Below are 3,583 nucleotides of genomic sequence, written 5' to 3'. Positions count from 1 at the left end.
GCCGGGGGATCTCGCCGACCGTGCGGAGGCACGCCGTACCCCGTCGCGGGACTTCTTCCTGGCTGCCCTGCCCGCGTACCGGGGCGACGACGGTGTCTGCCTGCTCGCCGTGAGCGAGGGGCGGGACGGCTTCGACGCCGAGGACCGCAAGTGCCTGGAGCTGTTCGCCGACGCGGTCGCCGCCCACGCCCCGGCCGAACCCGCCGAGGGCGGCGAGCTCCCGCCGGGCGCGTTCAGCCTCGCCATGGACAGTGGCCGCGTCGAGGTCGGCGACGACATCCTGGAGCTGTTCGGCCTCACCCGGGACGAGTTCGACGGCAAGGTCGAGACCCTGCTCGGCCTCACCGTCCCGGAGGATCTGCCGTCGCTGATGTCCGTGGTGGAGGCCGACCACATGTCCATCGGCGACCGCGAGCTGGAGTTCCGGGTGCTCCAGCCCGCCGGGACGCCGAAGTGGCTCAGGCTGCGCGGCCGGTTCCTGCCCGGTGGCGACGGCCGGCCGGCCCGGCTGGTCGGCACCGTCGCCGACGCCTCCACACTGCGCGCCGAGGTCACCGACGTCGCCCGCATCCAGCGGCTGGCCGCCGCCCTGGCCACCGCGGGCACTGTCCGCGACGTCAGCCAGGCCGTGGTCGCCGCCCTGCGCCGACCGCTGCGGGCCGACCGGATCGCGCTGGCCGAACTGGAGCACGACCGGCTCGTCGTCACCGTCCTCGACCCGCCCGAACCCGAGGCCTGGCCCGAGCTGTGGCGTCTGGAGTGGCGCAGCGAATGGCCCGACGCCCCGGTACGCGCCATGCCCACCCTCGCCGGCGCCCTGCGCGAGGGCCGAGCCCAGATCTGGCCCGCCGGAACCGCCCTGGAACCCGCCCTCGCCGACGTCGGCCCCGGCGGCCTGGCCGTCCTGCCACTGCCCGCCGGCAACCGCATGGCCGGCGCCTGCCTGATCGGCTGGGACCGCCCGCACGACTTCGGCCCCGACGAACGCGCCCTGCTCACCGCCTCCGCCGGCCTCGCCGGACAGGCCCTGATGCGCGCCCACGCCTTCGACGCCGAGCACGAACTCGTCGGCATGCTGCAGCGCCAGCTCCTGCCGCGCCGCCTGCCCAAGCTCCCCGGCGCGGTCGCCGTCGCCCGCTATCTGCCCGCCACCGCCGGTCTGGAGGTCGGCGGCGACTGGTACGACGTCATCCCGTTGACCGACAACCACGTCGCCCTCGTCATCGGGGACGTCCAGGGCCACAGCGCCGCTGCCGCCACCCTCATGGGCCAGATGCGCACCGCCATTCGCGCGTACGCCGTGGAGGGACACCCGCCGGACGTGGTGGTCTCGCACGCCAACCGCCTCCTCGTCGACCTGGAGACCGACCTCTTCGCCACCTGCGCCTACGTCGACGTCGACATGGAGGAGGGCTCCGCGTGGTGCGTGCGCGCCGGACACCTGCCTCCCGTCCTGCGCCACCCCGACGGCAGCACCCACATCGCCGAGGCCGAGGGCGGTCCGCCGCTCGGCGTGGCGGCCCAGGCCGACTTCCCGATGAGCCCGCTGCGGCTGCAGCCCGGCACGCTGGTCGCCCTGACCACGGACGGCCTCGTCGAGTCCGCCGACGCCGACATCGACGAGGGCATGGCGGGGTTCGCCCACGCGCTGGGCGCCGCCGACCCCGCGCACCTCGGCCTGGTCGCCGACGCCCTCCTCGGCAACGCGCACCGCGGCGACGACGTGGCCCTGCTCCTCATGCGGTACGACGGCATGGCCGTACGTCCGCGGCGCGAGACCTGGACCGTCTGGCGGCTCCCGGAGGCCGTGCGGCACGCCCGCCGCTTCACCCGGCGCACGCTGCGCGCCTGGGGCGTGACCGAGGAGGCCGACGCCGTCCAGCTGGTCGTCTCCGAACTCGTCACCAACGCCCTCGTGCACACCGACGGCCAGGTCCGCCTCGACCTCACCCTGGTCAACAGCCGGCTGCGCGTCGCCGTGGCCGACACCTCGCCCCGCAGCCCCGTGCGGCCGACCAGCATCGGCTGGGAGGCCACCGGCGGCCGCGGCCTGCTGCTGGTGGAGGCCATGTCGGCGGCCTGGGGGACGGTGCCCGTCAGCGGCGGCAAACAGGTCTGGAGCGAGATCACCCTGAACCGCTGACGCCGCACCTGCCGGCGCAGGCCCCCCGGGTGCACCCGCCGAACGGGGTGTTTCACCGCCCGTCGGCGCTCAGCGCCGCCCCGGCGCGGGATAGACAGCACGGCGGGACGGTGCGGGCGGCGCTCGGAGGTGGCGGCAGGTGGCAGGAGGCGACGAGGCGGCGGCCGGGCGCCGCCCCACTCCCCGAGGGGCCCGCCTCGCCGACGCGGCGGACGCCCGTCTGCCGGTTTTCGAAGGCGGCGGCCTGCTGCGCAAGGCGTTCCCCGACCACTGGTCGTTCCTCCTGGGCGAGCTGGCCCTCTACAGCCTCCTGGTCCTCATCCTCACGGGCGTGTGGCTGACGCTGTTCTTCAAGCCGGAGATGACCGAGGTCGTCTACGACGGCTCGTACACGCCGTTGCACGGCGTGCAGATGTCCGCGGCCTTCGACTCGACCCTGCAGATCAGTTTCGACGTACGTGGCGGACTGCTGCTGCGGCAGACGCACCACTGGGCCGCCCTCGTCTTCCTCGCCGCCATCGGCGTGCATCTGCTGCGGATCTTCTTCACCGGCGCCTTCCGCCGCCCCCGGGAGCTCAACTGGGTCATCGGCGTCACGCTGTTCGTGCTGGCTCTCGCCGAGGGTTTCGCGGGCTACTCGCTGCCGGACGACCTCCTGTCCGGCACCGGGATGCGCATCGCGCAGGGCATCATGCTGTCCATCCCGGTCGTCGGGACGTATGTGAGCATGTTCGTCTTCGGTGCGGAGTTCCCCGGCGAGGACATCGTCACCCGGCTCTACGTCCTGCACGTCCTGCTGCTGCCCGGCGCGCTGATCGCCCTGGTCACGCTGCATCTGATCCTGGTGTTCCACCTCAAGCACACCCAGTGGCGCGAACCGGGCCGCACCCGGCGCAATGCCGTGGGCAAGCCGTTCTTCCCGCAGTTCACGGCCTCCTCGGGCGGCCTGTCCCTGATCGTGTTCGGCCTGCTCACCGTGCTCGGCGGTCTCGCGCAGATCAACCCGGTGTGGGCGTACGGTCCCTACCGCACCGACCTGGTGTCGACCGGTGCCCAGCCGGACTGGTACGTCGGCTTCCTGGAGGGGGCACTGCGCCTGGTACCGCCGTGGGAGACGAACGTCGCCGGACACACCCTCATGTGGAACGTGCTCCTCCCGGCCGTCGTCCTGCCCGGGCTGCTGTTCACGGTCCTGTACGTGTACCCGTTCGTCGAGCAGCGTCTGACGGGGGAGTGGCAGCAGGAGCAGCACCTGTGCGACCGGCCGCGGGAACGACCTGTACGCACCGGTCTCGGCGTCGCCGGCATCACCTTCTACGCCGTTCTGCTGGTGGCGGGCGGCAACGACGTGGTGGCGCTGGCCTTCCGGATCTCGGTGAACACTCTGACGTGGGTGCTGCGCGTGGCCCTGGTCGTGGCCCCGGTGCTCGCGTTCATGGT

General features: G+C 73.2%; 2 protein-coding genes. Both read left to right on the top strand.

Features of this window, described 5'->3' with window-relative positions; genetic code table 11:
* On the top strand, positions 1–2,143 hold a 2,143-nt coding region (locus ACTWQJ_RS48450; protein WP_443312745.1), incomplete at its 5' end, for a SpoIIE family protein phosphatase.
* A gap of 139 nt (positions 2,144–2,282) precedes the next feature.
* Positions 2,283–3,583, top strand: a 1,301-nt coding sequence (gene qcrB, locus ACTWQJ_RS48445; RefSeq protein WP_443312744.1) for a cytochrome bc1 complex cytochrome b subunit, incomplete at its 3' end; no start/stop codon positions are given.

This window comes from Streptomyces sp. KR55 (assembly GCF_052245645.1).
In the GTDB taxonomy this organism is placed as follows: domain Bacteria; phylum Actinomycetota; class Actinomycetes; order Streptomycetales; family Streptomycetaceae; genus Streptomyces; species Streptomyces flavusporus.
This window is presented reverse-complemented; position numbering and strand designations above follow the sequence as displayed.